Genomic DNA, 21,053 nt, shown 5'->3' on the forward strand with positions numbered 1-21,053 from the left:
AAACGGCGGGACCCCGGGCCCCGCCGTCCGTCTTCATAGCGCCGAACCCTACTGGCGGTTCTGGCGGTTCTCGATCAGGTCCTCGACCACGGTGGGATCGGCCAGCGTCGAGGTGTCGCCCAGCGTGCCGAAGTCGTTCTCGGCGATCTTGCGCAGGATGCGGCGCATGATCTTGCCGGAACGGGTCTTGGGCAGGCTCGGCGCCCATTGCAGGAAATCGGGCGACGCGATGGGTCCGATCTCCTTGCGCACCCACTGGACCAGCTCCTTGCGCAGCTCCTCGGTCGCCGGCTCGCCGGCGTTGAGGGTCACGTAGGCGTAGATGCCCTGGCCCTTGATGTCGTGCGGGCAGCCCACCACGGCGGCCTCGGCCACCTTCGGATGGGCGACCAGCGCGCTTTCCACCTCGGCGGTGCCCATGCGATGCCCCGACACGTTGATGACGTCGTCGACGCGCCCGGTGATCCAGTAATAGCCGTCCTCGTCGCGCCGGCAGCCGTCGCCGGTGAAGTACTTGCCGGGATAGGTGGTGAAGTAGGTCTGCACGAAGCGGTTATGATCGCCATAGACGGTGCGCATCATGCCCGGCCAGGCGTCGACGATGCACAGATTGCCGGCGCCGGCGCCCTTGATCTCCTGCCCTTCGGCGTCGACCAGCAGGGGGACGATGCCGAAGAACGGCTTGGTCGCCGAGCCGGGCTTGGTCGCGATGGCGCCCGGCAGCGGGGTGATCAGGATGCCGCCGGTCTCGGTCTGCCACCAAGTGTCGACGATCGGGCAGCGCTCGTCGCCGACCACCTTGTGGTACCACATCCAGGCCTCGGGGTTGATCGGCTCGCCCACCGTGCCCAGGATGCGCAGGGATTTGCGGCTGGTCTTCTTGACCGGTCCGTCGCCTTCGCGCATCAGGGCGCGGATGGCGGTCGGCGCGGTGTAGAAGATGTTGACCTTGTGCTTGTCGATGACCTGCCAGAAGCGCGAGGCATCCGGGTAGGTCGGCACGCCCTCGAACATCACCGAGATGGCCCCGTTGGCGAGCGGCCCATAGACGATGTAGCTGTGCCCGGTCACCCAGCCGACGTCGGCGGTGCACCAGAAGACGTCGCCGTCCTTGTAGTCGAAGACGTACTGATGGGTCATCGAGGTATAGACCATGTAGCCGCCGGTGGTGTGCATCACCCCCTTCGGCTTGCCGGTCGAGCCCGAGGTGTAGAGGGTGAACAGCGGGTCCTCGGCGCTCATCTCGGCCGGCGGGCAGTCGGCCGAGACCTTGGCGCAGATCTCGTGATACCAGACATCGCGTCCCGCGGTCATCGGGACGTTGCCGCCGGTGTGCTTCACCACGACCACCGTCTTCACCGTCGGGCATTGGGCCACGGCCTTGTCGGCATTGGCCTTCAACGGTACCGGACGACCGCCGCGCAGGCCCTCGTCGGAGGTGATGAGCGCCACCGACTTGCCGTCCTGGATGCGGCCGGCCAGCGAATCCGGCGAGAAACCGCCGAACACCACCGAATGGATGGCGCCGATGCGCGCGCAGGCCAGCATGGCCACCGCCGCTTCGGGGATCATCGGCAGGTAGATGGTGACGATGTCGCCCTTGTTGATGCCCTGGGCCTTCAGCGCGTTGGCCAGGCGGCACACCCGCTCGTGCAGGTCCTTGTAGGTGATCGCCTCGCTCTTGTTGGGGTCGTCGGCTTCCCACAGGATGGCGGTCTGGTTGCCCCGCTTGGCGAGATGGCGGTCGAGGCAGTTGTAGGAGGCGTTCAGCGTGCCGTCATAGAACCACTTGATGTGGACGTCGGGCGCGTTGAAGCTGGCGTCCTTCACCTTGGTGAAGGGCTTGATCCAATCGATACGCTTGGCCTGCTCGGCCCAGAACCCCTCGGGGTCGGCGACGGAGCGCTTGTACATTTCCTCGTATTTGGCGCTGTCGGCCCAGGCCGACTTGGCGATGGTTTCGGAAACCGGAAATAGATCTGCCATGGATGTGTTGCCTCTTTTGTTGGTTAGGGTGCCCGTTGCTTGGGGGCGTCTTTTTTATTGGTACGGAAGCCGTACTGGCGTGCGAGACACGTCCGGGATCAAACGGAACGCCTGAAAATCGACCCCGAAGACTTATCTGAAAAACGCCCGCCAGACAAGTCCGACACGGAAAAATTGAGGCTGACTCCAAGCCCTATCCGGCTTCAATTGCGAAGGAAAATGACTTTCTCCTGAACGGGGACGGCCGCGGCTTCAGTCCGCCGGATCGAGGCCCGGCGGAATGAGACGCCATTCGGCCCACACCCGGCGATCGAAGGGCCTGCCGTTGCGGGTCTCGCCTTCGCGGAGCGCCTCTTCGGCGTGCTCGAAGCCGCGCTTGAGTTCGCCCCACATCTCGCGACCCAGGGGACGGAGCTCAGGGAGGTTGAGGCAGCGCAGCGAATACGACCACACCATGGCGCCGGTGGCGTCGGCCTGCTGGCGGATCTTGGCCAACTGCCGGGCCGCCCGGTTGATGCGCAGCTGCATCACGCCCAGTTCCTCGGACGGCTCCAGGGCCCGGCGCTGGAACAGCCCCGCGGGCAGGACGCCGTGGATTTCCATGTTGACGCGCACCACGGCGGCGCAGCCGACGATGACGCCGAGGTCGCGATCGCCGGTTCCCTGCAGCCCCCCGACGAAGCGGCGGACTTCCTTGGCGCTGCCTTTCAGCGCCCGCTCCTCGAGGTGTCCGGCCAGCCAGTTCCTGAACATCGGCGGTTCTCCATAATTTCGGGGACGCCATATTTAATTCACGGGAGGTTTCGCCGTTGCCTGGGCGAAAGAGGGTGAATTAAGTATGGTGTCCCCGAAATTTCTACGGCCTGATCCCGCCCATCTGGCACAGGAGCTTCCAGGCGGCATCGTCGATCGGCACCACCGACAGGCGCGACTGGCGGATCAGCGCCAGGTGGGAAAGCCGCGGCTCGGCCTTGATCTCGGCCAGCGTCACCGGCCGGGCCAGCGGGCGGACCGCCTTGAAGTCGACCATGCCGAAGCGGCCCGAGGGATCGGTGGGGTCGGGATAGTAGGTCTTGACCACCTCGACGATGCCGACGATACGTTTCTCGTCGACCGAATGGTAGAAGAAGGCGGCGTCGCCCACCGTCATCGCCTTCATGTTGCTGGCGGCCTGGTGGTTGCGCACGCCGTTCCACGGCTCGACGCCTTTTCGCACGTGGTCGTCCCATGACCACGCACTCGGTTCCGACTTCACCAGCCAATGGGCCATGTCGCTTTTCCCTTTCCCTGCTCAGCCGGCGGCCGGGGCTTCCGCCTTGAAGGGGCGGGCCAGCAGGCCGGCGATGGTGGCCTCGACGTCGGCGCCGCCGTTGAGAATGCCGTCCACCGCTTCGGATATGGGCATGTCGACGCCAAGACGGCGGGCCAGCGCCACCACCGAGGAGGCGGTGAACACGCCTTCGGCCACCGAATGGCGGGCTGCCAGCACGGCCCCCAGCGTCTCGCCCCGGCCCAAGGCCAAACCAAGCGAGAAGTTGCGCGACTGGGTGGCATTGCAGGTGAGCGTGATGTCGCCCAGGCCGCACAGGCCGAGAAAGGTTTCCGGCTCCGCCCCCTTGGCGACACCTAAGCGCACGATCTCGGCCAGCCCGCGGGTGATCAGCGCGGCCCGCGCGTTGTCGCCCAGCCCCCGCCCCTCGACGATGCCGCACGCGATGGCCAGCACGTTCTTGACGGCGCCTCCCACCTGGGCGCCGGCGACGTCGGTGGAATGATAGACGCGAAAGCGCGGCGTACGCAGAGCGGCGGCCAGCGTCTCGGCCAGCCCGGGCTCGGCGCAGGCCAGCGTCACCGCGGTCGGCAATTCGCGCGCCACCTCGGCGGCGAACGTCGGCCCCGACAGCACGGCGAACGGCAGGCCGGGCAGAGCTTCCCCCACCACCTCGGTCATCAGGGCGCCGCTGCCCTGCTCGATGCCCTTGGCGCAGATGACGACCGGTGGCCGGTGGCCGGTGGCGGGGGCCAGCGCCGCGCACAGGTGGCGCACCCGTTGCGCCGGCATCGCCAGCAGCAGGGCGTCGGCGGCGGCCGCCTGGGCGATGTCGACGGTGGCGCGGATCGACGCGTCGAGGCGCACGCCCGGCAGGTAGAGGGAATTCTCGTGGTCGCGGTTGATGCCCGCCGCGACCTCGGGCTCATAGGCCCACAGGCAAACCTCGCGCCCGGCCCTTCTCGCCGCCGCCGCCAGCGCCGTGCCCCAGGCGCCGGCGCCGATGACGCCGATGCGCCTCATGCCTCGGCCAGGAAGGCTTGATAGTCGGCGGCGACGGCGGCCACCGCCGCGTCGTACAGCCGCTGGCCGGCCTCGGGCGTCGCCAAGCCGGAGTTGGAACCGATGCGCCCGTCGGGGTAGCGCTGGCGGAAGGTGGCGGAATTGTAAAAGCCGCCGCGCGGCGCCACTGGCGGATCGAGGGGTGCCGACTTGATGTTGGCGGCATCGACGAACTGGGTGAGTGCCACCTCGGACGCGGCGGCGTGCGAGCCGTCGGCGGCGCCGAACAGTTCCCGGGCCAGCGCCCCCACCGGCTCGGGCTGCCACCAGTTCATGGCCTTGCAGCGCACCTGCGGGGCGTCCGCGAAACCGGCGCGGCGCATCTCGTTGTAGATCTCGAAGAACGCGGCCTGCAGCGAGGCGATGTTGCCGCCGTGGCCGTTGACGAAGAAGAAGCGCCGGAACCCGTGGGCGGTGAGCGAGCCCACGCAGTCGGAAAGGAGCGCGATCAGCGTCGAGGGCCGGAGCGTCATCGAGCCGGGGAAGCGCATGTGGTGTTCCGACATGCCGACGGCGATCGTCGGGCCGACGAGTGCGCCCGCCGCCGCGCCGACGCCCTTGGCGATGACCTCGGCGCAGATGGCGTCGGTGCCGATGACGCCGATGGGGCCGTGCTGCTCGGTGGCGCCGATGGGCAGGATGACGCCCGTGGATGTCTCAAGATAGCGCTCCACTTCCGGCCAGGTGCTCTGCTGAAGCTGCATCGGCATCGTTCCTTTTCCGCCTGGGGGTTCGCCCGGCTTTATCGCCCGCCCAGGCGCCTTGGCGCAAGCGGCTGGTGGTTCTTTGCGGGGGCGGGTGAGTGATAGGACCAAGAACAAAATATAGAGTCCAACACCTCCGTCGAACCATTGATTCCCGTGGCTCCCTCTCCCGCGGGTGGGCGAGGGCAAGGCTGACTACTCGATCCCGGGTACCGCGAACCGTGCGCAGATCTTGCCGCAAGTTCCTTTCAGACGGGCGATCACGGCGGCATCCGCGGGATGGCGCAGGGCCTCGACGATCATGGCGGCGAGGCTGCGCATCTCGGCTTCCTTCATGCCGCGGGTGGTCGCGGCGGGAGTGCCGAGGCGGATGCCGCTGGGCCGCAGCGGCGGGCGCGGATCGTCGGGAATGATCTGCTTGTTTGTGGTGATGCCGATGGCGTCGAGCACGTGCTCGGCGTCGGAACCGTCGAGCCCGACACTGGCGAGGGTGTCGATCACCACCATGTGGTTGTCGGTGCCGCCGGTGATCAGCCGCAGGCCTTCGGCCGTCAGGCTTTCCGCCAGCACCTTCGCGTTGGTGATGACTTGGCGGGCGTAGGCCTGGAAGTCAGGCGTCGCCGCCCGCTTCAGGGTCACGGCGACCCCGGCCACCACGTTCATGTGGGGCCCGCCCTGTAGGCCGGGGAAGACCGAGCTGTCGACCCGCTTGGCGTGATCGGCCCGGCACAGGATCATGCCGCCGCGCGGGCCGCGCAGCGATTTGTGAGTGGTGGTGGTCATGAAATCGAACCCGGCGTCCATCGGGTTCTTGAGCACGCCACCCGCGATCAGGCCGCCGATGTGGCTGACGTCGGCCATGGTCAGCGCGCCCACCTCGTCGGCGATTGCCTTGAAGGCGGCGTAGTCGAGATCGCGCGGGTACGAGCTGAAGCCGCACAGCACCATCTTCGGCCGGGTGGCGAGCGCGGTCTGGCGTAAGAGATCGAAGTCGATGGCGCCGTGGCGCGCCGGGTCGGTCTTGTAGCGCACGAAGTTGTAAAGCTTGCCCATATGCGAGACCGGGGCGCCGTGCGTGAGATGCCCGCCGTGCGACAGCTCCATCCCCAGCACGGTGTCGCCGGGCTTGAGGAAGCCGAGATAGACCGCCTGGTTCATCGGCGAGCCCGACAGCGGCTGCACGTTGGCATGCTCCGCTCGGAACACGGCGCGGGCCCGCTTGCGGGCGAGCTCCTCGATGGCGTCGGTGAAGTCCTGGCCGCCGTAGTAGCGCCGGCCCGGATAGCCTTCAGAATACTTGTTGGTGAATACCGAGCCAAGCAGCGCGAGCACCTCGGGATAGGTGTAGTTCTCGGACGGAATCATCTCGATGCCGCCCTGCTGGCGACGTTCCTCGCCGGCCAACGCCGCGGCGATGTCGGGATCGGTGGAGAGCAGGAGATCGCGATAGGGATGCATGGTCATTGCTCCTTCAGGACACAGAGTCGCCCCGGGCATCCGGTAATTGCGCCCAGGCGATCGGCTGAAGGTTCCTCCGCGCTTCCCCGTGGTCGCTTCCACGCTTGCTCGCCAGTCGCGCGGCGGTCGATGACCTCAAGGTCGGTCCTGAAGGTAATCCCGGGCCCCGGCCTTCGCAAGAAGGTGATGGCAGAGTTGCCAGCTCGGCGGTCGACACCCAGGCCCACGAATCTGAGCTATGGTGCCCCTCGGTGGGGAATCTCTCCGGCCCCTGATTCGACCGCACCGCGCCCTTGTTACCGGGTTCCCTTAAGCCTTCACCCCGGCGCCGGTGGCCGGCGGCGCGTCGGGGTCCAGCGGCCAGCGCGGGCGGGGTGCGAAGTCGAGGCCGTCGGCGAGCCCCAGGCGCAGGCGCTCCAGCCCGGCCCAGGCGATCATCACCCCGTTGTCGGTGCACAATCGCTGCGGCGGTGCCACCAGGCGCAGGCTTTCCGCCTTCGCCAGCTCGCCCAATCGGCCGCGCAGATAGGCGTTGGCGGCCACCCCGCCGGCCACCACCAGCGTCCCGATGGCGGGATGGGTTTGCCGCACCATGCGGATGGCATGGCCGCAGCGCTCGACCACCACGTCGCCGGCGGCGGCCTGGAAGGAGGCGCAGAGGTCGGCGATGTCGGCGGTCTCCAGCTTCCCCTCGGGCAGCGCCATCAGGGTCTGGCGCACCGCCGTCTTGAGCCCGGAGAACGAGAAGTGGCAGCCCGGCCGGCCGCGCATCGGCCTGGGCAGGGCAAAACGCGCGGCGTTGCCCGCCAGCGCCGCCTTCTCCACAGCCGGGCCGCCGGGATAGCCGAGGCCCAGCATCTTGGCCGTCTTGTCGAAGGCCTCGCCCAGGGAATCGTCGATGGTGGTGCCGAGCCGCCGATACGCCCCCACCCCCTCGACGGCCAGCAATTGGCAGTGGCCGCCCGAGACCAGCAGCAGCAGGTAGGGAAAGGCAACGTCGTCGGTGAGCCGCGCCGTCAGCGCGTGGCCCTCCAGGTGGTTGACGGCGGCGAACGGCAGGTCGTGCACGGCGGCGATGGCCTTGGCCGTCATGACGCCGACCATGACGCCGCCGATCAGCCCGGGGCCGGCGGCGGCGGCCACGCCGTCGAGATCGGCGAAGGTGACCCCCGACCGCCCCATGGCCTGGCCGACCACGTGATCGGCGTATTCCAGGTGGGCGCGGGCCGCGATCTCGGGCACCACGCCGCCGAACGGCTCGTGGGCCTCGAGTTGCGACAGCAGGGACTCGCCCAGGATGCGCCGGCCGTCGTTGACTACGGCGGCGGCCGTCTCGTCGCAGCTGGTTTCGATGCCGAGCACGATCATCCAAAAAAGCCTCTTTCAGGAAGCGGCCCCGGACTTTACTCTGTCGCCCACGCTGAGACCACCCGTTCCGACATCCACAGTTTCCGGTGTCCATGACCCCGTCCCCTACCTTAAGGATCGGCACCCGCGGCAGTCGTCTGGCGCTGGCCCAGACCGGGGGCGTGCGCGACCTTCTGATCGCCGCCCACCCCGCCCTGGCGGCACCAGGCGCCGTCGAGATCGTCGTCATCAGGACGACGGGCGACGCCGTGCAGGACCGGCCGCTGGCCGAGATCGGCGGCAAGGGCCTGTTCACGCGCGAAATCGACGAGGCCATGCTGGAAGGGCGCATCGACATCGCCGTGCATTCGGTCAAGGATGTGCCGACGTGGCTGCCGGAAGGCATCGAGATGCCCTGCATCCTGGCCCGCGAGGACCCGCGCGACGCCCTGATCTGCAATGCCGCGAAAAGCCTGTCGGAGCTGCCGGAAGGCGCCGTGGTCGGCACCGCGTCGCTCAGGCGTCAGGCCCAGGTGCTGGCCCGCCGGCCCGACCTGGTGGTCAGGGTGCTGCGCGGCAACGTCGAGACCCGGATCAAAAAGATCGCCGAGGGAGCCTTCGACGCCACGCTCCTGGCCATTGCCGGCTTGAAGCGCATCGGGCTGGCCGGGGCGGCCACCGCCATCCTGGAGCCCGAGGAAATGCTGCCGGCGGTCGGCCAGGGCGCCATCGGCGTGACGTGCCGGACCGCAGACGACAAGGCCACCGCCCTGCTGGCCGCCGTCCACGACGCCGGTACCGCCGCCTGCGTCGCCGCCGAGCGGGCGCTGTTGGCGATGCTGGATGGGTCGTGCCGCACCCCCATCGCCGCGTTCGCCGTCATTACGGAATCAAAACAGATGATGTTGCGCGGCCTTTTGGCCCGTCCCGACGGCAGCCGGCTTGTGACCGTCGCGTGTTGCGGAACCCCCGCCGAGGCGGTGATGTTGGGCGAAGGGGCCGGGCGCGACCTGTTGGCCCGATTCGCTTCCGACGGGCGTGAGCATCGGAGGTAGGCCATGCGCGTGCTGCTCACCCGCCCTCGCGAGGATGCCGAACCGCTGGCCGGGCGGCTCCATGGAATCGGCATAGAAACGATCATCGAGCCGCTGCTGGCCATCGAGATCGACCGCACCGCCGCCGTCGATCTGGAGGGCGTGCAGGCCATCCTGGCGACCAGCGCCAACGGCGTCAGGGCCCTGGCGGCGCTCTGCCCCCGGCGCGACCTTCCCGTCCTCGCGGTCGGCGACGCCACGGCGGCCACGGCCCGCGAAGCCGGCTTCCTGCATGTCGACAGCGCCGCCGGCGACGTCGAGGCCCTGGCGGCGCTGGCCATCGCCCTTTGCAGGCCCGAGCACGGCGCCCTGCTGCATGTCGCCGGCAGCCATCTGGCCGGCGACCTTAAGCGGCGGGTGGAGGCCGGCGGACTTTCCTATCGCCGGGCGGTGCTCTATGCGTCGCGGCCGGCCGAGCGTCTGTCGGCGGAAGCCGCCACGGCGCTGAAGGCCGGGGAAGTGGACGGCGTTCTCTTTTTCTCTCCCCGAACCGCCGAGACGTTTGTTACTCTGATTCGCGAGGCACGTCTGGTGAAGGCTTGCCGGAAGCTGGCCGCGTTCTGCCTCAGCGAGGCGGTGGCCGAGCGGGCGAGGGGTGTCGCCTGGCGGCGCGTCCTGGTGGCTTCCCGGCCCGACCTCGACTCGCTTCTCGGCCTGATGACCGACGGAACCCAAGGCCCCTGGGGGACCATGACGGAAACACCGAAGACGCCTGACGAAACCGCCGAAACTGCCGCCGCCCGGGACGCCGAAACCCCGGCTGCCGTCGAGCCCATGGCCGCCGCCCAGGCCGCCGCCGCTGCCGAATCGCCGCCGCCGGCCGAGGAAATCGCCGCCCCCGCCGCCGAACGCCGGCCGGCGCCCCGTGCGGCGTCGCGGGCCAGCCTGGTTCCGCTGGCCGTTCTGTCCTCGCTGCTGCTGCTGGCCGTCCTGGGCGGCATCGTCTACGCCGCGTGGCCGTTCTGGTCGCCCTATGTGGTGCGCTACGTGCAATCGATCCGGCCGAACGCCGTGCCCGATCCGCGCTTCGGCGAATTGGCCGGCCGGGTGCAGGCGCTCGAAGAGGCGCCCAGGGACGAGGCGGCGGCGGGCGACGCCGTGGCCGAGCTGGAGCGGGCGCGCTCCGGGATCGGCGACCAGATCGCCGCCCTGCTGGAGCGCGTCAACGGCCTGGAGAAGAGTCTCGAAGGCGTGCGCGCCATGGTCAAGGCGACCGGGCTGCCCGGTGAGGCCGCCGATGCCAGGAAAAGCCTCGATGAGCTTTCCGAGCGCATCGCCAAGCTGGAGCAGACCGAAGCCTCGACCCGCGTGAATGAAGGGCTGGAGCGCTTCGAGGCCGAGAAGGACCGCCTCACCCGCTCGCTCGCCGAGGTGACCCAGCGAATGGAAGGGCTGGAGGAACGCACGCAGTTGGCCGGCGCCCCACCCTCGGTGCGCGCCCTGGTGCTGGCGGCCGGCCAATTGCGCGAGGCGTTGCGCGCCAACGCCCCCTTCGCCGAGGAGTTGGCGGCGCTGCGCAAGACGGCCGGCGAGGAGCCCGATCTCGTCCAGCTTGTCAGTGATCTCACACCCCACGCGGCAACCGGCATTCCGGTCCTGGCCACCCTGATGGAGCGCTTCGACGCGACGGCCCGCAAGGCGGTGGCTGCCGAACGCCGCTTCGCCGGCGACGGCTGGCTGGCGGCGGCGGCCAACCGGCTGGCCTCGCTGGTGACCATCCGGCGCACCGCCGTCGAGGAGGCCGACACCACCACCGAGGCGCTCATCGCCCGGGCCGAGGCGGCGATGCAGGGCGGCGACCTGGCCGGCGCCGTGAAAGCGCTGGAAGGCCTTGAGGGCGCCGCCGCCGAGGCCATGGGCGACTGGCTGAAACAGGCGCGCCAGCGCCTGCTGGCCGAACGGGCCATGGCGGTGCTCCACGTCCACGCCGTGTCGCTGATCGCGCCGGCCGGCAAGTGACGGCGATGGCGCGCATCCTCGCCTATCTGATTGTCCTGGTCGCCTTGGTCGGCGCCGCCGTGTGGCTGGCCGACCATCCGGGCGACGTTTCCCTCGACTGGCAGGGCTGGCGGATCGAAACCTCGGTCGCCGTGCTCGGGCTCGCGGTGGCCGCCGTCGCCGCGCTCAGTGCGCTTCTTTATCGCGTGTGGCTGTTCCTGCGCCGCATGCCCCGTCGCGTCGCCGGGGCCAGACGCGAAAGCCGGCGGCGGCGCGGCTATCTGGCGCTGACCCGCGGCATGGTGGCGGTGGCGGCCGGCGACGCCGCCGAGGCGCGCCGCCAGATGAAACGGGCCGACGGCATGCTGGGCGACCCGCCGCTGACCATGCTGCTCTCCGCCCAGGCGCTCCAGTTGTCGGGCGACGAGAAGGCGGCCGAGAAATTCTTCAGCGCCATGCTGGCCCGCCCCGAGACCGAATTCCTCGGCCTGCGCGGGCTCTTGATGCAGGCCCTCAAGCGGGGCGACAGCGAAAAGGCGCTGGGCCTGGCCGAACGGGCCTACCGTCTGCAGCCGCGCAGCGAATGGGCGGCCTCGACGCTGTTCGACCTGGAGGCCAAGAGTGGCGCCTGGAAGGCGGCCAGGGACACGCTCTCCCGCGCCGCCAAGCAGGGTTTGGTGTCGGCCGACGCGAACAGGGAACGGGCGGCGGCGCTCGACTTCCAGCTGGCGCAGGATGCCCTGGCCCAGGGCCAGGAGCAGGTGGCGGCGAAGCTGCTGCGCCGGGTCGTCGACGCCCGGCCCGGCTTCACCCCGGCGGTCGTCCGCCTGGCCCGCCTTGACCTCGACGGCGGCCAGGGCGGCCGCGCCGCCTCGCTGATCGAGCGGGCCTGGGCGGTGGCGCCGCATCCCGATCTCGCGCCCCTCTACTGGCGGGCGCGCGGCGCCGACGCCGGGCTGGCCCGCGCCAAGGCCGCCCAGCGTCTGGCCCGCCAAAATCCGGACCATCCGGAAAGCCACCTCGCCATCGCCGAGGCGGCCCTCGATGCCCGCCTGTGGGGCGAGGCCCGGCGCCATCTCGGGCTGGCCGGGGGCGAGGCGCCGCCGGCCCGCGTCTGCCGGCTGATGGCCGAGCTGGAGGAATCCGAGAAAGGCGACGGGGCCGCCGCGCGGGCTTGGCTGGTCAGGGCCACGCTGGCCGACCCCGACCCTGCCTGGGTGTGCGGCGAATGCGGTCATGCGCGGGCCGAGTGGCAGATCCGCTGCGAGCACTGCGAGGCTTTCGCCAGCTTCCGCTGGCAGACCCCGCCGCACGTGGCGAGGCTGACCGACGGGACGGCGACGGCGCCGCTCGCCCTCGCTCCGGCGGCTGCGCCGGCCGTCGCCGAGCCGCCTGCCGACGCCATCGCCGGGACCGAGAGCGTTGACGCGTCCGGCCCAGCGCGCTAGAAGGGGCACCTTCCGGCGCCGCCTTAGCTCAGGGGTAGAGCAACTGATTCGTAATCAGTAGGTCCACAGTTCAAATCTGTGAGGCGGCACCATTCTTTTCAAAGGGTTAGCGAGCCTGCTCCTGGCCCTGTTTTTTTGTCTGGCGGCGATTGCCAGGCGGCCCGCCGATTCCAAATTCAGCTATTAGGGTTCGATGTCGCCATCCGCTCGGGATGGCCACGAAGGAGACGCGCGATGGCACGTTTCATCGTCCTGACGGCCTGTCTATTGATGATTGCGGGGTGCGAACGTGCGGCGCTGACGGCCCATCGGAACGACCTTCGGCTGTTTGCGGAGGATCTCAGAGTATCCATCGAGAAGGCGGCGGGAACGGAAGGGTCGATCGGCACGAGAGTAAGCTATGGATGCTATTCGGACCGCCCCTTCGACAAGCTGCCGCCGGCCGAATTGGCCGAAGCGATGAACGCCGGAGCGGCGTTTCAGCGGGTCATGGATCGCGATTCGGCCCTGACGCCGGCCGAGCGCCACGCCATCCTTCTAAAGTATGTCCGCAGAAACGTTCCCATGGCGCTCTACCTGGCCGGCGCCTTGACCCTGGAAAATGCCCAATCGCAGGATGACGAGGCGCTGGGCGCCGAGGCCATCCGCCGCTCGGCCATGCAAGGTTGCCCGCCGGCCCAAAGCATTCTCGCGTTTCTTTACTGGCGGGGCATCGGGCTTGAGAGAGACAACGGCAAGGCATACGGGTGGGCGGAGTCGGCGAGCTACGCCGGCCTCGATGCGGCAACGGAACTCCGCGCCGAAATCGCGCCCCACGCGACGCCGACCGAACTGGCGGACGCGAAGAAAATATCCGAGCCGTGGCGAAGATAGGCTTGACCGGCCGATGAGCGGCCGGACGACACCGGCCAAGCCCTGATTTTCTGGGGGAAAGCAACGGGGGCGGAGGACGCCGGCCGGCCGGCGCGGCGTCCCCGCGGGCGGGATCGTTACGGCTTGACCTTGACCTGATCTTCGTCGGAGAAGGCGCCGATGGCGGCGCCGGCGGCGCCGCCGACCAGCGTCGCGGCGACCACGCTGCCGCCGGCCAAAAGGCCGATGGCGGCGCCCCCGGCGGCACCGATGCCGGCGCCAGAGAGCGTCCGCTGGTTCTTGGAAGACAGGCCGGAACAGGCGGCGAGCGGCAGGATGAGGGCGAGGATGGCCAGGATGGCAATCGGCCGGCGGCCTCGAGTCATGACGTTTCTCCTTTGGTGGTTCTTGGGGCGCGATGGCTTGGAGGAAAAAGGGGTGCGACCCGGGTCGGGGGGGCCCGGGTCGCGCAACGGGACGTCATGGGGAGGGACAGGGAAGCCCAAGACGCCCGCCGGGAAGAAAACCGATCACCCGTTGCCTCCGGCGGCGGTGGCGGTGGTGAGGGTCCAGCCGCCGACGGCGCGCCGGCAGGCCGTGCGATAGGATTCGCGAATGCTGTCGAAGGCGATCCGCCGGATGGTGAAGGCGCGGCAGGTGCGCTCGCCGGCGCGGAAGCTGAACAGCGGCTGGACCCGGTAGGTGACGCCGCTGTCGGGATCGCGCCAGGCCACCGATTCCCCGTCCTGCGCGGTGTTCAGCGCCGCGGCCAGGCGGTGGCTGGCCGAAAGCGGCAGCCCGACCGGCATGGGACCGAAATCGCGGTTGTTGGCCGCAGCGCCGGTCTGTGCCGCCTCGGCGCCATGGACGGAGGGAACGCCGGCGGCCATCAGCATGAAGGCCACCGCCGCGCCAATGACGATGACCAGGACGCGGCCCGGGTAGTGGCGGGTATATTCGGCGAACGATCCCCAGAACATGGCATCCTCCTTCGGTCGGGCGCGGTCCTTAGGCGTCCGACTCCACGGCCGCCACGTTGGAGATGATCTGGTCGGCATCCAAGGCGTCGAAACGGTTGCCGCGGATGATCGTCCTCAGATCTCCCACATAGGCGTAGCCGCGCTCGGAATAGGCGATCAGGGTGGCCGCGAGGTCGAAACCGTCGGGCTGCCGGCCTTCGGCCCTGAGGGCGGCGCGCCGCTCGCGGAAGGCCTTGTAGGCCGGCTGGGTGTTCAGATTGTGGATATAGGCGCCGACCGAGGCCAGCAGGTGCGGAAAAGTCGCGACCCTCACGGGGGTGGTCTCTTCCAGCCCCTGCGGCTTGATGCCGCTATCGGCGGCCGTGGTCCGCTGGCCGAACAGGGCGTTACCTTCCCTGGCGAAGCGCGAGGTGCCCCAACCGCTTTCGATGGCGGCCTGGGCGAGCAGCAGGGACGGCGGCACCACGTCGAGGCGGCGGCGCAGGGTGTCGAGCCCACCGTCGGCCTTGTAGGTGGCGGAAAGCGCGTCCAGGCGGGCCTGGGCCTCCGGCGCCAGCGGCTTGCCGGCGTCCTTGCAGGCGACGGCGGCATCGACGAAGCGGCGATCGGCCAGGATGGCTTGGTTGGTTTGGTGGGCAAGCGGCAGGACGATGCCGACAAAGGCCTGTTTGCGGCGCTCGACGTCGCCAAGAGCGTCGAGATCGGGCGGCAGCGAGGCGGCCAGCGCCAGGGGTCTCTCTTGGTAAGCGCGATGCCCGGTGGCGGCCTGGCCGCCCGTGAACAACTCCTGCACGTCGTTGGAGCTGAGCGGGGTGACGAAAGGCCCGCCGAAAGGCGCGGCGGCGACCCGGGAGGAGGTCTCGCCGTCGCCGATCGGGCAGAAAGCCGCCGTCTTCTGGGGCTCGGTGCACGCCGCCAGGGCCAAGCCGCCGACGGCGGCGAGGACGAGGCCGAGGCGCGCGGGGAAGATCTCTCGGGTCAGACGCATGGTTTCTCCCTCTTTACGGGCCGCCTGCGGCACGACGGAACGCGGGCAAGCCAAAACCATGCCAAAAGATAGGGATCGCAAGGGAGACCGTGTTGCGACAAAAACGAGGCAATTCAAGGGCCTGTGTCACGAGAATGACACAGAGGCGGGCATTTTGGGGAAGGAAAGGGTCCTGCGCCCCCGGGCCAGCCCGCGTCGATCCGATTACCGGCCGGCCAGGGGCAGGCGGACGATCACCCGCAGGCCGCCCTGCCGGCGGTTTTCGGCTTGCACCGTGCCGTTCAGCGATTCGACGTTGCGCCTGACGATCCACAGCCCGATGCCGAAATGGGGGCTGCCAGCCTGTCCTGCCGGCCGGTCGGTGACGTAGCGCTCGAAGATGCGCTCCAGCTTGGCCGCCTCGACGCCGGGGCCGTCGTCCTCGATGAACACCTCGGCCATGCCGTCGCGATGGCTGGCGGCCACCCCGATCCATCCGCCCTGCGGCGAAAAGCTGTGGGCATTGTCGATGAGGTTCTCGAACACCGTCTCCAGCATGTCGGGCGTGGCGACCACCGAAAGCCCCGGCTCGATGGTGCGGCGCAGGGCCGGCCCGGTCTCCGCCCACGATTCGGCGTAACCGTCGATGAGCGAAGCCAGCAGATCGGAAAGGTCGACGGTGTCGCGGCCGGGTTCGATGGCTTCCGCCGTGATCTGATCGAGGCGGCGGGCCGCCGAGACCAGGGTATCCAGGCGTTCCACCGACTGCTCGATGAGGGCGACCGCGCGCCGGGCGTGGGCATCGTCGGTCAGCGCACGCTTGATCGGTTCGACCGACTGCGAGATGACGGCGACCGGGGCCTTCAGCGCATGGGCGTTTTCCTCGGCGGTCTGGCGGATGACGCGCGCCGAATCGCCCAACGCCGTTACCATGCGGTCGAACTCCTCGGCGACGCCGTCGAGTTCCGGCATGCGGTTGAGGTGGCGGAACGACACCCGGCCGCCCCGCCGGCGTCCGATGAGGCGGGCCAACTCCTCGAAGCGGCGAACGCTGCGCCAGGCGTCGGCGAACAGCCACACCACCACCAGCGCCATGACCAGATAGATGGCGGCGGCGGCCTGGACCTCGGGGCTGCGCCAGTAGGGGCGGCCGAGGGAGGACTGCAGGAAGGCGACGTTGCGATAGGCGGTGATCACCACCCAGCAGCCGGACGGGGCGGCGATGGGCGAAAGGGAGGCCAGCAGCTCCTCGCCGCCGGTCGGCGGTTTGAAGCGCAGGGCCAGCGGCAGGTTGCCCGCGCAGGTGTCGCGCAGCTTATCGAGGATGCCGGTGCCGAGCAGCAGGGCCTGCTCCTCCTCCAGATAGCCGGCCGGCACCGCCGGCCATGCCGACAGGAAGAAGAACCCCCGGCCGTTGCCCGCCGCCGGGCGGAACAGCACCTTCAGGCTGGCGTCGCCGGTCTGGCCCAGGGCGGCGACGCGCTCGTTCAAGGACTTCGCGGTCTCAGGCCCGAAGCGCTCGAGCAGGGGCCGGATGGCCTCGCCGACCAGGCGGCCCTGGTTGCGGACATTCTCCAGCAAAAGGCTGTTCTTGTCGGCGTCGGCGGCCCGGAACTGCAGGTAAAGGACGGCCGGCACCGCCAGGAAGATAACCAGCAGCACGCCGATCCGGGCGGCGAAGGTGCGCCGGAAGGGGGAACGGCGCTGTGCCTCGCCCATCCGCCCTACTCCCCGTGATCGCGCCAGCGGTAACCGAAGCCGGGATAGTTCTCGATGGCCTCGAAGGCGGAATCGATGTCGCGGAACTTCTGGCGGATGCGCTTGATGAAGGTGCGGACGTTCTGGCGATAGCCGTCGGGGCCCTGGCCGGCGGTAAAGCCCTCGCCGCGCACCAGGTCGTAGATGTCGCGATAGCGCACGTCGCGGCCAGCCCGCCCGGCCATCAGGGCGACGATGCGGAACTCGCTGACGGTCAGCGGCACCTCGGTGTCCTGCCAGAGGGCGCGATGCGATCCGCGGTGCAGCGTCAACGGCCCGACACGCGTCGCATCGGCGTCGCCCACGACCTCTTCGGCGGGCTGGGCGCGCTGCTTGGAGCCGGCGACGATCAGCTCGATGCGCCGTTTCAGGATGGCGAAGCTGCGCGACTTCTCGATGAAGTCGACGGCGCCCCCCAGAAGGGCCGCCTCCTCGTAAATCTGTTCGGTCAACACGGTCAGGAAGATCACCGGAACGGCCAGCGGCGCCTCGCGCAGGTGACGCAGCACCTCGATGCCGTTCATTCCCGGCATCTTCCAGTCGAGCAGCACCAGGTCGGCGTCGGCGTCGTCGTTCAGGGCCTCAAGCGCACTCGGGCCATCGGCGAAGGTGCGCACCTCATAGCCGGCATCGAGCAGGTTCTGGGCAACCGACTCGCGGAACAGATCGTCGTCGTCGATGACGACGATGCACGCCTTCACATCGTCCTCTCCGTCGTTCATCGGCGGCGGTCCATGATCTGCTTCAGGCAAATATTCAGCGCCGGGTCGCCCTTGACGCCGTCCGTCGTGCTGACGTCGTAGGCGAGCGCCCGGAAGTTCCGGCTTTCCATGTCCATGTAGAAGAAAAGATCGAGCGCGCAGGTGCCCTCCCGGTATCCCCAGACGGTGGCCGGCGGCTCCTCATGCAGGGTATCGGCAGTGCCGAGCAGGCGGGCCACCTCTTCCTCGCTTAAGCCCACCAGCTCGGGCAGGGTCAGGCTGGGAGCCGGCTTCGCGGGGGCCGGCTTTGCCGGTGCCGGTTTGACCGGCGGCGGGGTGAACGGCCTCAGGCCGGCCGGTGCCGGTTCGTCCGGCGCCGGTTCGGCGGCAGGCGGGCCGGCTGGCGGCGCGCCCAGCCGATCGAAGAGCGGCGCGCAGCCGCTCGCCATGAGCACGAGCAAACCCAAGGCCGAAACCAAACCCCCGCGCAGACGATATGACAAAGGATGGTGTCCCAATCATTGCAATACGGGAGCCAGGCCCGCATGCCCTCCCCCAACGAAGCTTGGCCATAAAAAACGATTTTGCAAGGGGATAATACGCATGGTTTCCAATTGGTTACAGGCCCTTGCCCGGCATCGGCCAAGCCACCATCGAGCGCCGATGGCCGGCGTGGCCGATGTTCCAGGCCAGCCGTTCGCTTCGCCATCCGCCCTCCGCCAGCAGGGCGGCCAGTCCGTCGGGCGTGTAGGAGGTGAAGCCCAGGCGCTGGCGGATCTTGCGGTAGTCCGACAGCCAGGTGCGGGCGAGGCCGGCCAGCGCCGCCAGCAGGAAGCCGTTGCCGGCGGCGAAGGTCAGCAGGGCGACGACGTCCTTGATCATGCCGGCCTCGGGTCCGACGATGTCGCCGATCACCAGGCGGCCGCCCGGCGACAGAAGCGGGCGCAGGGCGGCCAGCAACGCGGCCAGGGCAGCGCGGTCGAGATACTGGATCACCGAAATCAGCAGCACCAGATCGCAGCTTTCGGCCGGCAACGCCCGCCATCCGGCCTCGTCGAGCACCGCGACGCCGTCCATGCCCGCGAAGCGGCGGGCCAGCCCGGCGCGGCGGGCTGGCGCCTGTTCGAACAGCAGCACGCGCCCGCCCCGCTTGACCAGGGCGGGGGCCATCAGGGCGTCGCCGCAGCCGTAATCCATCAGGGTGAAGGGACCCGGCGGCAACAGGGGGGCGATGTCGGCAAACAGGCGCCGATAATGGGCCTCGACGTGCCGGCGGTTGACATAGATGGAATGTTCGGCGTCCCAGAAATCCAGCCAGCTGGCGACGCTGCCCGCCTCTTCGCCGTCGCCGATATCGGCCTGCCTCGCTTTTTCGTTCGCCATTTTCCCCCTCAGCCCTTCCCGTCCAGCCGTTCCGGCGGCACGAGGACGACCCGCGTCTCGTCGAGCAGCCGGGGCAGTCCGTGGCCGGCCAGGAAGGCGTATTCGTCCTCGCGCGGCGTGGTCAGCGGATCGGCGGCGATCAGCTGGGCGTCGACCGATCCGGGATGGCACATGATCAGCGTCCCCGGGCGGGCGGTCGCCAGCCAGGCCCGAAGCTGGTCGCCGAAGGGCCGGCGCTCGGCGGGGCCGCGCACGCCGGCGAAATGGGGGTTGCCGGGTACGCCCGCGGCTTGCCCGAGTCGGGCCCAGGCACCGCCGAGGGCGGAAATCACCAGTGCCCGGGGCACCGCGACGCCGGCCCGCGCGATGTCCGCCGCCGGCCGCACGCAATAGCGCACCCGGGTACGATGGGGGCGAAGGCGGCGGTCGTAAAGGTCGAGCAAGGCGCGGCGGACGACCGGCAGCTGATGGGCATGCTGATGGCCGTCGACAAAGGCGGGGGGGCCGCCCCACGCCGCCTCGAAGCCGTCGAGCTGGCGCTCCATCTCGGCCGCGATTTCGGCCCCGTCGAGGGCCCGCGCCATGGCCAGGCCCAGCATCTTCGGCAGCGACGGCAGGCGGCCCCGCGGCGCCGTACGCGGCATCGCGGCCAGCGGGGCCTGGTCGGTGAGCACCAGGTGGAGGCCGACCTCGAAACCCCCGTTGGCGCCGGCCAGCGCCTTCAGCTTTTCCGCTTCTTCCGGCCAGTACGGACTCGCCGCCATGCAGCTCGTCGCCGTCAGCCGGCTGCGGGCCAGCAGGTCGCGCACCGCCGCCCCGACGCCGGGCGCGATGCCGTAGTCGTCGGCACATAGCGCGACCTGCAACTCGCTCGCACTATCGGCGGCTGCAAAAGCCGGACGCCGATTCATCGATGAGTCTCCTTGGCGCGGACCGAAAGCCGTTCTATATACTGCGGCTTGCCCATTGGGCATACGGGCGACATCATCGCCCCAAAAAATGACGGATTTGCGGGGAACGAGACAAAGTTGCCATGGCGGCGCCTGAAAATGGGTCGGACCGGCCGGGGATGACGTCTCCGGTGCTGTCGGTGGTGGTGCCTTTCTACAACGAGGGAGACAACGTGGACTCCCTCTTTGCCCGCCTCGTGCCGGTGCTCGAGGAGACCGGCGAGCCGTGGGAGATCGTCTGCGTCAACGACGGCAGCGCCGACGACACCCTGGGCCGCCTGCTGGCGCGGCGGGCCGGTGAACCGCGCATCGCCATCGTCGACTTCTCGCGCAACTTCGGCAAGGAATGCGCCCTGTCGGCGGGCCTGAGCCAGGCCCGCGGGCGGGCGGTGGTCGTTCTCGACGCCGACCTTCAGCATCCGCCCGAGGCCATTCCCGCCCTTCTCGCCAAATGGCGGGAGGGCTACGAGATGGTCTACGCCATGCGCCACGCCCGCACCGGCCAGGGGCGCCTCTACCGTCTGGCAGCACGGACCTTCTATGCCGTCATGGGCCGGGTGTCCGACGTGAACCTGCCGGCCGAGGTCGGCGATTTCCGGCTGCTCGACCGCCGGGTGGTCGACGTCATCAACGCCATGCCCGAGCGCTCGCGCTTCATGAAGGGCATTTTCTCGTGGGTGGGCTTCCGCCAGACCGGCGTCGTCTATCACCAGGAGGCGCGCTCGAGCGGCGGCTCCAGGTGGCGGTTCCTGCCGCTGCTCAGATTCGCCATCGACGGGTTGACCGCCTTCTCGACCTTTCCGCTCACCGTGTGGGGCCTGATTGGCGCCGCCGTTTCGGGCATATCGTTCCTTTACATCCTGGTTCGCCTGATCCGCGTCGCCTTCCTGGGAATCGACGTCCCGGGTTATGAATCCCTGATCGTCGCCATTCTTTTCCTGGGCGGCGTGCAGCTGATCAGCCTGGGCGTTCTCGGCAGCTATCTCGGCCGGGTGTTCGAGGAAGTGAAACGGCGCCCGCTTTACATCGTGCGCCAGGTTTACGCCGGCCCGGCGGCCGCCTCCGAGGCGGAGCCCCGGCAACAGAGCGTGCAAAGAACATCATGATGCGGGCCACGGACTTTCCGCCCACGCAAGGGACCCTCCGGTGGCGGCG

Annotated in this window: 20 protein-coding genes, 1 tRNA gene and 1 riboswitch; of the genes, 6 read left to right on the forward strand and 15 right to left on the reverse strand. The window is 69.3% G+C overall.

Annotated elements, in window-relative coordinates:
- Window positions 1–48: 48 nt before the first annotated feature.
- The 7 genes from acs to tsaD all read right to left on the reverse strand — a co-directional run bounded on the left by acs (window position 49) and on the right by tsaD (window position 7,848).
- Complete coding sequence (acs, locus tag ODR01_RS02645) at window positions 49–1,986, reverse strand: acetate--CoA ligase (protein WP_316976035.1); 1,938 nt, start codon at window positions 1,984–1,986, stop codon at window positions 49–51.
- A 252-nt stretch (window positions 1,987–2,238) separates the two neighbouring features.
- Window positions 2,239–2,739 (reverse strand): hypothetical protein, encoded by a 501-nt coding sequence (locus ODR01_RS02650; protein WP_316976036.1) that lies wholly within the window; start codon window positions 2,737–2,739, stop codon window positions 2,239–2,241.
- A gap of 103 nt (window positions 2,740–2,842) precedes the next feature.
- Window positions 2,843–3,256 (reverse strand): EVE domain-containing protein, encoded by a 414-nt coding sequence (locus ODR01_RS02655; RefSeq protein ID WP_316976037.1) that lies wholly within the window; start codon window positions 3,254–3,256, stop codon window positions 2,843–2,845.
- A gap of 21 nt (window positions 3,257–3,277) precedes the next feature.
- On the reverse strand, window positions 3,278–4,279 hold the full coding sequence (locus tag ODR01_RS02660; RefSeq protein ID WP_316976038.1) for an NAD(P)H-dependent glycerol-3-phosphate dehydrogenase: 1,002 nt from the start codon (window positions 4,277–4,279) through the stop codon (window positions 3,278–3,280).
- Window positions 4,276–5,028 carry a creatininase family protein gene (locus ODR01_RS02665; RefSeq protein WP_316976039.1) on the reverse strand — a complete coding sequence of 251 codons (753 nt, stop codon included), beginning with the start codon at window positions 5,026–5,028 and terminating at the stop codon, window positions 4,276–4,278. Before ODR01_RS02665 ends, ODR01_RS02660 begins: the two co-directional genes overlap by 4 nt.
- A 189-nt stretch (window positions 5,029–5,217) precedes the next feature.
- On the reverse strand, window positions 5,218–6,480 hold the full coding sequence (locus tag ODR01_RS02670) for a serine hydroxymethyltransferase (RefSeq protein ID WP_316976040.1): 1,263 nt from the start codon (window positions 6,478–6,480) through the stop codon (window positions 5,218–5,220).
- A 43-nt stretch (window positions 6,481–6,523) separates the two neighbouring features.
- Window positions 6,524–6,609, reverse strand: a riboswitch (ZMP/ZTP riboswitch).
- A 180-nt stretch (window positions 6,610–6,789) separates the two neighbouring features.
- Entirely contained in the window at window positions 6,790–7,848 is a 1,059-nt protein-coding gene (gene tsaD / locus ODR01_RS02675; protein WP_316976041.1) for a tRNA (adenosine(37)-N6)-threonylcarbamoyltransferase complex transferase subunit TsaD, read from the reverse strand.
- A gap of 92 nt (window positions 7,849–7,940) precedes the next feature.
- Between tsaD and hemC the strand changes: the two genes are divergently transcribed.
- From hemC to ODR01_RS02700, 5 genes are all read left to right on the forward strand, one after another.
- Window positions 7,941–8,882, forward strand: a complete 942-nt coding sequence (gene hemC / locus ODR01_RS02680; protein ID WP_316976042.1) for a hydroxymethylbilane synthase — start codon at window positions 7,941–7,943, stop codon at window positions 8,880–8,882.
- A gap of 3 nt (window positions 8,883–8,885) precedes the next feature.
- Entirely contained in the window at window positions 8,886–10,880 is a 1,995-nt protein-coding gene (locus ODR01_RS02685; RefSeq protein WP_316976043.1) for a uroporphyrinogen-III synthase, read from the forward strand.
- A gap of 5 nt (window positions 10,881–10,885) precedes the next feature.
- On the forward strand, window positions 10,886–12,307 hold the full coding sequence (locus tag ODR01_RS02690) for a heme biosynthesis protein HemY (RefSeq protein WP_316976044.1): 1,422 nt from the start codon (window positions 10,886–10,888) through the stop codon (window positions 12,305–12,307).
- 17 nt (window positions 12,308–12,324) lie between these two features.
- A tRNA-Thr gene (locus ODR01_RS02695) sits at window positions 12,325–12,399 on the forward strand.
- A gap of 142 nt (window positions 12,400–12,541) precedes the next feature.
- On the forward strand, window positions 12,542–13,180 hold the full coding sequence (locus ODR01_RS02700; protein WP_316976045.1) for an SEL1-like repeat protein: 639 nt from the start codon (window positions 12,542–12,544) through the stop codon (window positions 13,178–13,180).
- 116 nt (window positions 13,181–13,296) lie between these two features.
- Here the strand turns inward: ODR01_RS02700 and ODR01_RS02705 are convergent, their stop codons facing one another.
- From ODR01_RS02705 to ODR01_RS02740, 8 genes are all read right to left on the reverse strand, one after another.
- Window positions 13,297–13,545 (reverse strand): hypothetical protein, encoded by a 249-nt coding sequence (locus tag ODR01_RS02705; RefSeq protein WP_316976046.1) that lies wholly within the window; start codon window positions 13,543–13,545, stop codon window positions 13,297–13,299.
- A gap of 144 nt (window positions 13,546–13,689) precedes the next feature.
- Window positions 13,690–14,139, reverse strand: a complete 450-nt coding sequence (locus ODR01_RS02710) for an RT0821/Lpp0805 family surface protein (protein WP_316976047.1) — start codon at window positions 14,137–14,139, stop codon at window positions 13,690–13,692.
- A gap of 28 nt (window positions 14,140–14,167) precedes the next feature.
- Window positions 14,168–15,127, reverse strand: coding sequence for a glucosaminidase domain-containing protein (locus tag ODR01_RS02715; protein ID WP_316976048.1), 960 nt, complete (start codon window positions 15,125–15,127; stop codon window positions 14,168–14,170).
- Between the two features lie 204 nt (window positions 15,128–15,331).
- Entirely contained in the window at window positions 15,332–16,825 is a 1,494-nt protein-coding gene (locus tag ODR01_RS02720; protein ID WP_316976049.1) for a sensor histidine kinase, read from the reverse strand.
- A 5-nt stretch (window positions 16,826–16,830) separates the two neighbouring features.
- Complete coding sequence (locus ODR01_RS02725) at window positions 16,831–17,586, reverse strand: response regulator transcription factor (RefSeq protein ID WP_316976050.1); 756 nt, start codon at window positions 17,584–17,586, stop codon at window positions 16,831–16,833.
- A complete protein-coding gene (locus tag ODR01_RS02730; protein WP_316976051.1) occupies window positions 17,583–18,032 on the reverse strand; it encodes a hypothetical protein in 450 nt (149 codons plus the stop codon). The genes ODR01_RS02725 and ODR01_RS02730 overlap by 4 nt, the downstream gene beginning before the upstream one ends.
- Window positions 18,033–18,183: 151 nt before the next feature.
- Window positions 18,184–18,948: a class I SAM-dependent methyltransferase gene (locus ODR01_RS02735; protein ID WP_316976052.1), complete on the reverse strand. Its 765-nt coding sequence runs from the start codon at window positions 18,946–18,948 to the stop codon at window positions 18,184–18,186.
- Between the two features lie 8 nt (window positions 18,949–18,956).
- Entirely contained in the window at window positions 18,957–19,859 is a 903-nt protein-coding gene (locus ODR01_RS02740; RefSeq protein WP_316976053.1) for a ChbG/HpnK family deacetylase, read from the reverse strand.
- 122 nt (window positions 19,860–19,981) lie between these two features.
- Here ODR01_RS02740 and ODR01_RS02745 point away from each other — a divergent pair, with 122 nt between their 5' ends.
- Window positions 19,982–21,004, forward strand: a complete 1,023-nt coding sequence (locus tag ODR01_RS02745; protein ID WP_316976054.1) for a glycosyltransferase family 2 protein — start codon at window positions 19,982–19,984, stop codon at window positions 21,002–21,004.
- The last annotated feature ends 49 nt before the right edge of the window (window positions 21,005–21,053 follow it).

Origin of the sequence: Shumkonia mesophila (assembly GCF_026163695.1) — a bacterium.
Lineage (GTDB): Bacteria > Pseudomonadota > Alphaproteobacteria > Rhodospirillales > Shumkoniaceae > Shumkonia > Shumkonia mesophila.

Coding starts and splice junctions, on each gene's coding strand:
- ODR01_RS02670 (WP_316976040.1), bottom strand. CDS start 6,480: ATGCATCCCTATCGCGATCTCCTGCTCTCCACCGATCCCGACATCGCC.
- ODR01_RS02740 (WP_316976053.1), bottom strand. CDS start 19,859: ATGAATCGGCGTCCGGCTTTTGCAGCCGCCGATAGTGCGAGCGAGTTG.
- ODR01_RS02725 (WP_316976050.1), bottom strand. CDS start 17,586: ATGAACGACGGAGAGGACGATGTGAAGGCGTGCATCGTCGTCATCGAC.
- acs (WP_316976035.1), bottom strand. CDS start 1,986: ATGGCAGATCTATTTCCGGTTTCCGAAACCATCGCCAAGTCGGCCTGG.
- ODR01_RS02700 (WP_316976045.1), top strand. CDS start 12,542: ATGGCACGTTTCATCGTCCTGACGGCCTGTCTATTGATGATTGCGGGG.
- ODR01_RS02710 (WP_316976047.1), bottom strand. CDS start 14,139: ATGTTCTGGGGATCGTTCGCCGAATATACCCGCCACTACCCGGGCCGC.
- ODR01_RS02690 (WP_316976044.1), top strand. CDS start 10,886: ATGGCGCGCATCCTCGCCTATCTGATTGTCCTGGTCGCCTTGGTCGGC.
- tsaD (WP_316976041.1), bottom strand. CDS start 7,848: ATGATCGTGCTCGGCATCGAAACCAGCTGCGACGAGACGGCCGCCGCC.
- ODR01_RS02660 (WP_316976038.1), bottom strand. CDS start 4,279: ATGAGGCGCATCGGCGTCATCGGCGCCGGCGCCTGGGGCACGGCGCTG.
- ODR01_RS02715 (WP_316976048.1), bottom strand. CDS start 15,127: ATGCGTCTGACCCGAGAGATCTTCCCCGCGCGCCTCGGCCTCGTCCTC.
- ODR01_RS02745 (WP_316976054.1), top strand. CDS start 19,982: ATGGCGGCGCCTGAAAATGGGTCGGACCGGCCGGGGATGACGTCTCCG.
- ODR01_RS02735 (WP_316976052.1), bottom strand. CDS start 18,948: ATGGCGAACGAAAAAGCGAGGCAGGCCGATATCGGCGACGGCGAAGAG.
- ODR01_RS02720 (WP_316976049.1), bottom strand. CDS start 16,825: ATGGGCGAGGCACAGCGCCGTTCCCCCTTCCGGCGCACCTTCGCCGCC.
- ODR01_RS02665 (WP_316976039.1), bottom strand. CDS start 5,028: ATGCCGATGCAGCTTCAGCAGAGCACCTGGCCGGAAGTGGAGCGCTAT.
- ODR01_RS02705 (WP_316976046.1), bottom strand. CDS start 13,545: ATGACTCGAGGCCGCCGGCCGATTGCCATCCTGGCCATCCTCGCCCTC.
- ODR01_RS02655 (WP_316976037.1), bottom strand. CDS start 3,256: ATGGCCCATTGGCTGGTGAAGTCGGAACCGAGTGCGTGGTCATGGGAC.
- ODR01_RS02650 (WP_316976036.1), bottom strand. CDS start 2,739: ATGTTCAGGAACTGGCTGGCCGGACACCTCGAGGAGCGGGCGCTGAAA.
- ODR01_RS02685 (WP_316976043.1), top strand. CDS start 8,886: ATGCGCGTGCTGCTCACCCGCCCTCGCGAGGATGCCGAACCGCTGGCC.
- hemC (WP_316976042.1), top strand. CDS start 7,941: ATGACCCCGTCCCCTACCTTAAGGATCGGCACCCGCGGCAGTCGTCTG.